Annotated in this window: 4 protein-coding genes and 1 pseudogene; 2 read left to right on the top strand and 3 right to left on the bottom strand. The window is 74.1% G+C overall.

Annotated elements, in window-relative coordinates; all coding sequences use genetic code 11:
• Window positions 1-321 (bottom strand): hypothetical protein (locus tag CCN35_RS13670; protein ID WP_086792828.1); only part of this gene is annotated, 321 nt, incomplete at its 3' end.
• Window positions 322-699: 378 nt separating this feature from the next.
• Here CCN35_RS13670 and cds1 point away from each other — a divergent pair.
• Complete coding sequence (cds1, locus tag CCN35_RS13665) at window positions 700-1824, top strand: L-cysteine desulfhydrase Cds1 (RefSeq protein ID WP_067389465.1); 1125 nt, start codon at window positions 700-702, stop codon at window positions 1822-1824.
• Window positions 1825-1932: 108 nt separating this feature from the next.
• Here the strand turns inward: cds1 and CCN35_RS13660 are convergent, their stop codons facing one another.
• Window positions 1933-2406: an SRPBCC family protein gene (locus tag CCN35_RS13660; protein WP_067389755.1), complete on the bottom strand. Its 474-nt coding sequence runs from the start codon at window positions 2404-2406 to the stop codon at window positions 1933-1935.
• 70 nt (window positions 2407-2476) lie between these two features.
• Complete coding sequence (locus CCN35_RS13655; RefSeq protein WP_067389468.1) at window positions 2477-3304, bottom strand: DeoR/GlpR family DNA-binding transcription regulator; 828 nt, start codon at window positions 3302-3304, stop codon at window positions 2477-2479.
• Window positions 3305-3560: 256 nt separating this feature from the next.
• Here CCN35_RS13655 and CCN35_RS13650 point away from each other — a divergent pair.
• Window positions 3561-5324 (top strand): annotated as a pseudogene (locus tag CCN35_RS13650) (hypothetical protein); the annotation flags it as partial.
• Window positions 5325-5552: the final 228 nt, after the last annotated feature.

The raw sequence follows: 5552 nt of genomic DNA, 5'->3' as shown, positions 1-5552 counted from the left end.
AGTCCGGCGCTCCACGGCCCGGCGCACGGCCTCGACGAACCGGCGGGCCGTCGGCGGTCCCTGCTCGCCCGGCGCGGGATCGTGGTCGCCCAGGGTCAGCACATACCGTTTGCCGTCGAGATCGGCGAGCGCCCGGTCCTCCGGGGCGTACCAGGGCTGGGAGGCGCGCACCGCTTTCAGCGGCGCGCTGTCGATCTCGCTGCCGTAGCTGGTGAGCAGCTCCAGCCTGCCGTCGTTGATCCGGACCTGTCCGGCCCGGGTGAGCGAGCGCAGCCGCTTGCCGATGCGTACGCCCGTGGCCGTGAACTCCGGTTCCGCCATCTCGTTCCGCCCCCTCGCTCGCGCGTCGCCGGCTCGACGACTCCGTCCGATGTGCGCGTCGACGGCCCGGCGTGTCCGCCTCCAGTGCGGGCCCGACGGGCTCTTTCGTCCCGCGCGGTGCAGTCTGCACTTCTTCGGCGGCGAGCACCAGTGCCCCAGGAGGGCTCACGGAAGGCACTCCGGATGCACGTGTGCGCAGGCGACCCCGGTCCCGTGCAGCCCTGCGCCCCGCAAAGGCTTCGGTGAGCCGTGCCCCCAGGGTGTCCTTGAGCCTCTCAAAGGTTCGTTTATGCAGGTGAGAAGCGTGTTGAAGGTGTCTATCATCGAGGGTGTCCGGCCGCGCGACGCGCCGTCGGCGCACAGTACGAGGAGCCCCGTGTGAGCATCACCCGGCAGCGGCGGACCGGCGACACCCTGGACGTCGACCGCAGCGACAGCGGATACCGCGACTGGCTGAAGGAAGCCGTCCGCAAGGTCCAGGCCGACGCCAACCGCTCGGCCGACACCCATCTGCTGCGCTTCCCGCTGCCCGAGGAGTGGGGCGTCGACCTGTATCTGAAGGACGAGTCGACCCACCCGACCGGAAGCCTCAAGCACCGCCTGGCGCGCTCGCTGTTCCTGTACGCCCTGTGCAACGGCTGGATCCGCCCGGACCGCCCGGTGATCGAGGCCTCCAGCGGCTCGACGGCCGTCTCGGAGGCGTACTTCGCCAAGCTGATCGGCGTGCCCTTCATCGCGGTCATGCCGCGTACGACGAGCGCCGAGAAGTGCCGCCTGATCGAGTTCCACGGCGGACGGTGCCACTTCGTGGACGACCCGCGCGCGGTGTACGAGGCCTCCGCCGCTCTCGCGGCCGAGACCGGCGGCCACTACATGGACCAGTTCACCTATGCCGAGCGGGCCACGGACTGGCGCGGCAACAACAACATCGCCGAGTCCATCTTCCGCCAGCTGCGCCTGGAGCGCTTCCCGGAACCGGCCTGGATCGTCGCCACCGCGGGCACCGGCGGCACCTCGGCGACCATCGCGCGCTACGTCCGCTACATGCAGTACGACACCCGCGTCTGCGTCGCCGATCCCGAGAACTCCTGCTTCTTCGAGGGATGGACCACCGGCGACCCGGACGTCACCTGCGAGGCGGGCTCGCGCATCGAGGGCATCGGCCGGCCGCGCATGGAACCGAGCTTCGTGCCCGGCGCCATCGACCGCATGATGAAGGTCCCGGACGCCGCCGCCGTGGCCGCCGTACGCGCCCTGGAGCGGGCCATCGGCCGCAAGGCGGGCGGCTCCACCGGCACCGGGCTGTGGAGCGCCCTGAAAATCGTCGCCGAGATGCTGCGCGAGGGCCGCCGCGGCAGCGTCGTCACCCTCCTGTGCGACCCGGGCGACCGCTATCTCGACAAGTACTACTCGGACACCTGGCTGAGCGAACAGGGCCTGGACTGCGCCCCGTACACGGCGACGATCGAGTCGTTCCTGGCGACGGGAGCGTGGCCGGACTGAGCGGAGGGCCCGTCCGGGGCCGCCGGACCTCCGGGGCCTTCGGGAGGTCCTCCGAGTCCTTTCGGGGTCCTTCGGGACCGCCGGGCGCGTCCGCCGCGGCCGGACGGATCACCGGGCCGCCAGACGGCGGTCCAAGGAGGTCACCGCGCCGCGGAAGGAGAGACCGAGACCCCACCGGGCCAGGGCCAGGGCGAGCCGGAAAGGGGCGGCGCCGTCGGCCGCGACGGTCCACCGGACCCGGGTGCCGGTGCCGGCCGGGGCCAGATGCCACTCCTCGGCCATCGCCCGGACACCCGGCACATTGGTGGTGTCGACGCGATAGGCGTAGAGCCCGGGACGCTGTGCGGCCAGGATCGTCTCCTGGAAGCGGGCCCCGCCCCTGAGGTGGATCTCGCGCCGGGCGCCGCCGCCGGCCGGGCGTGCGTACGTCACCGCCGAGAACCACTCCGTCCAGCCCGGCACGTCCTCGGCGAGCGCCTCGAAGACCCGCTCGGGGGAAGCGGAGATCTCCCGCGCGAACACCAGCCGCACGGGCGCTTCGCCCACGAAGTCGATTCCCACCGGGCGCAGTTGGCGAGCCATGGACACAACCCCCCTCAGGCAGGCGAACCGGACGGCCGGGCCGTACGCGGTCACTGTATCCGACACCCGCTCAGGCGTCCGCCGCGTCCTCGGTCTCGCCCGCCACCACCAGCCGCAGATGCTCCGCGACCTCGGCACGCGCCTCGGCCGGCAGCCCGGCGTCCGTCACCAGGGTGTCGACCTGCTCCAGCGAGGCGAAGGAACTCAGGCCCACCACACCCCACTTGGTGTGGTCGGCGACCACCACCACACGCCGTGCGGACCGCACCAGCCGCCGGTTGGTCTCGGCCTCCGCCAGGTTCGGCGTGGACAGACCGGCCTCGGTCGATATGCCGTGCACCCCGAGGAACAGCATGTCGAAGTGGAGGGTGGCGATCGCCTGGTCGGCCACCGGACCCACCAGCGAGTCGGACGGCGTGCGCACCCCGCCGGTCAGGACGACCGTCGCCGGTCCCTGCCGCTGCCCGGAGCCGCGCTGCGCCGCGTGGAAGACGTCCGCCACCCGCACCGAGTTGGTGACCACCGTCAGATCGGGCACGTCCAGCAGGTGGTGGGCCAGCGCGTACGTCGTCGTCCCGCCCGAGAGGGCGATCGCCGTGCCCGGCGCGACCAGCCGGGCCGCCGCCCGCGCGATGTCCTCCTTGGCGGTCGGCTCCAGACCCGACTTGGCCTCGAAACCCGGCTCGTGCGTACTGGCCTCCACGACCGGAACCGCACCGCCGTGCACCTTCTCCAGCACGCCCTGGCGGGCCAGCGCGTCCAGATCGCGACGGATCGTCATGTCCGACACGCCGAGCTTCCGGGTCAGCTCGTTGACCCGGACCCCGCCGCGGCGCCGGACCTCGTCCACGATCAGGGCACGCCGCTGCTCCGCGAGGAGGTTCTGATTCTCGCTCACGTGTGCTGTGGTTCCTTTCGCCTCGAGCCGTCCGACACGTGCGGAGATCCCATCCTCGCACGGTGCGGCGTCCACCGCGCCGGTGTCCGATGCGCCGGTGCCCGCCCGCGCACCCGCCGTCCCGTCCTCCTGTGCCCCTCGTGTGTGCGGTCGTCACACGTACCGGGGAGATTTCGGCGGCAGGGGGTGTGCCGCGGGCCACGAGCGGCGATCCTGGTGTCCGCACGGACACAGGCTCACCACACACCCAGGGGACGTGTCACGGGGGGAGCGGACGGTGGAGCGTGCGCAGCGGCATCCGGCGACCGGATGCGCCCTGGAGCTCCTGGTCCACGGTGTCGGCGGCACCACGCCCGAGAAAATGCTGGACGATCCGCGGACGGTGCGGATCACCGGCGACGACACCGCGGCCGTCTTCCGCCGCGCCGACGACGTCGACGCCGAATCACGGCCCGGGAGGCACCGCGACGCCCCGGTGCCCGAGGCATACGTCTGGTGCAACCTCACCTCCGGCAACGGCGCCCGCGCCCTGTGGCTGCTGCTGCTGCCGTTCATGGTGGTCAACCTCGCCCACTGGATGCGTCCCGGCACCGCGGGCCGCCCCCGCACCGTGCGCCTGTACGGCCTGCTGGTACGGCTGGCCGGCCTCACCCTGACCGTGCTGCTCGTCGCCGCCGCCTGCGAGGTCGCCCTGGACCTCACGGCCTGGCAGTGCGCGGGCACCCCCGCGTGCGCCGCACGCCACTCCTGGCTGGGCTTTTTGTCGCCCGAGGCCGGCGGCTGGTGGAGCCCGCCCGGCCGCCGTCTCGTCCTCGCCGCCCTGGTGCCGACGGCGCTCACCGGCCTGCTGTGGTACCTGTCCCACCGCACCTGGAGCGCCTACGAGTCCCAGCAGCCGATGTCCCGCGAGCCCGAGGAGGACACCGGCTGCTCCCTGGGCCGGCCCGGCTTCTGGTACGGCCGCCGCCTGGTGGCCCGGCTGCGCGCCGCCCACACCGCCGCCGGACTGCTCACCGTCGCCGCCGCGGTCGCCGCGCCCGCGGCGGCCTTCGACCGCCGCCCCGGCGGCCCCGCGGTCCTCGACGCCCTGGGCCGGCTCCTGCTCGCCGCCCTGCTCGCCTGGAGCGTCGCCGTGGTCTGGGTCGTCTGCCGCCGGGGCCGCTCCGAGCGCCGGCTCGACCAGCGCCTGGACCGCCACCTCGCCCGGCGGCTGCCGCTCGGGGCCCTTCTGCTGCTCCTGCTCGCCGCCGTGTACACCGGCTGGTCGCGCCCCGGCTGGACCTCGACGGACCGGCTGGCCGGCGACACCGCCTTCGGCGGGCTCGCACTGGGGCAGACCCTGCTGGTCGTCGCCCTCGGCGTCACCGCGCACGCCCTGCACCGCGCCCGCCCCGACCCCCGCGCCGTGCTGCGGGGCCTCGGCGGGCCCGCGGTCGCGACGCTGGCCTGCGCGCTCGGCGGCGTGATGTCCGGCGGGGTCTGCCAGCGCGTGGCCGACTGGCTGGACGGCACCGGCACCTCCATCCCGGGCCCGCCGGTCACCCTCACCTGGCAGGCGTCCATCATCCCGCCGGTGCTCCTCGTCCTGCTGGTGCTCTGCGGCCGGCTCGCCGGACGCACCTGGCGGCTGGCCCGCGCCCTGCGCCCCACGGTCGAACGGGAACACCCCGGCGAGCCGGCCGACCCCGAGCGCACACGCCGCATCGCCCGCATCCGCGCCATGGCGACGCTCACCGACGACGCCCCCCTCCTCGTCGGCGTCGTCTCCGCCGTCACCCTCGCCCTCGGCGCCGCCGCACTCGCCGGCGCCCTCGGCACCGGCCGGACCCCGGCCGGAGCCGCCTCCGGCACCCACCCCGCCCTCCAGGGCGCGGCCCAGACCGCGCAGTTTTTGGGCTCCTGGCTGATCGGACTGGGCTTCGCCCTCTTCGTCACCTGGGGCCGGCGCGCCTACAAGGACGCCTCCGCCCGGCGCACCATCGGCATCCTGTGGGACGTCGGCACCTTCTGGCCGCGCGCCGGCCCCAGGTGACGAAGAGGGCGAAGCCCAGTCCGATCAGCCAGGAGCCCAAAAACTGCGCGGTCTGGGCCGCGCCCTGGAGGGCGGGGTGGGTGCCGGAGGCGGCTCCGGCCGGGGTCCGGCCGGTGCCGAGGGCGCCGGCGAGTGCGGCGGCGCCGAGGGCGAGGGTGACGGCGGAGACGACGCCGACGAGGAGGGGGGCGTCGTCGGTGAGCGTCGCCATGGCGC

Origin of the sequence: Streptomyces thermovulgaris (genome assembly GCF_002155915.1) — a bacterium.
Classification (GTDB): Bacteria; Actinomycetota; Actinomycetes; order Streptomycetales; family Streptomycetaceae; genus Streptomyces; species Streptomyces thermovulgaris.
The sequence above is the reverse complement of the archived record's forward strand: the minus strand, read 5'-3'. Positions and strand labels throughout refer to the sequence as shown.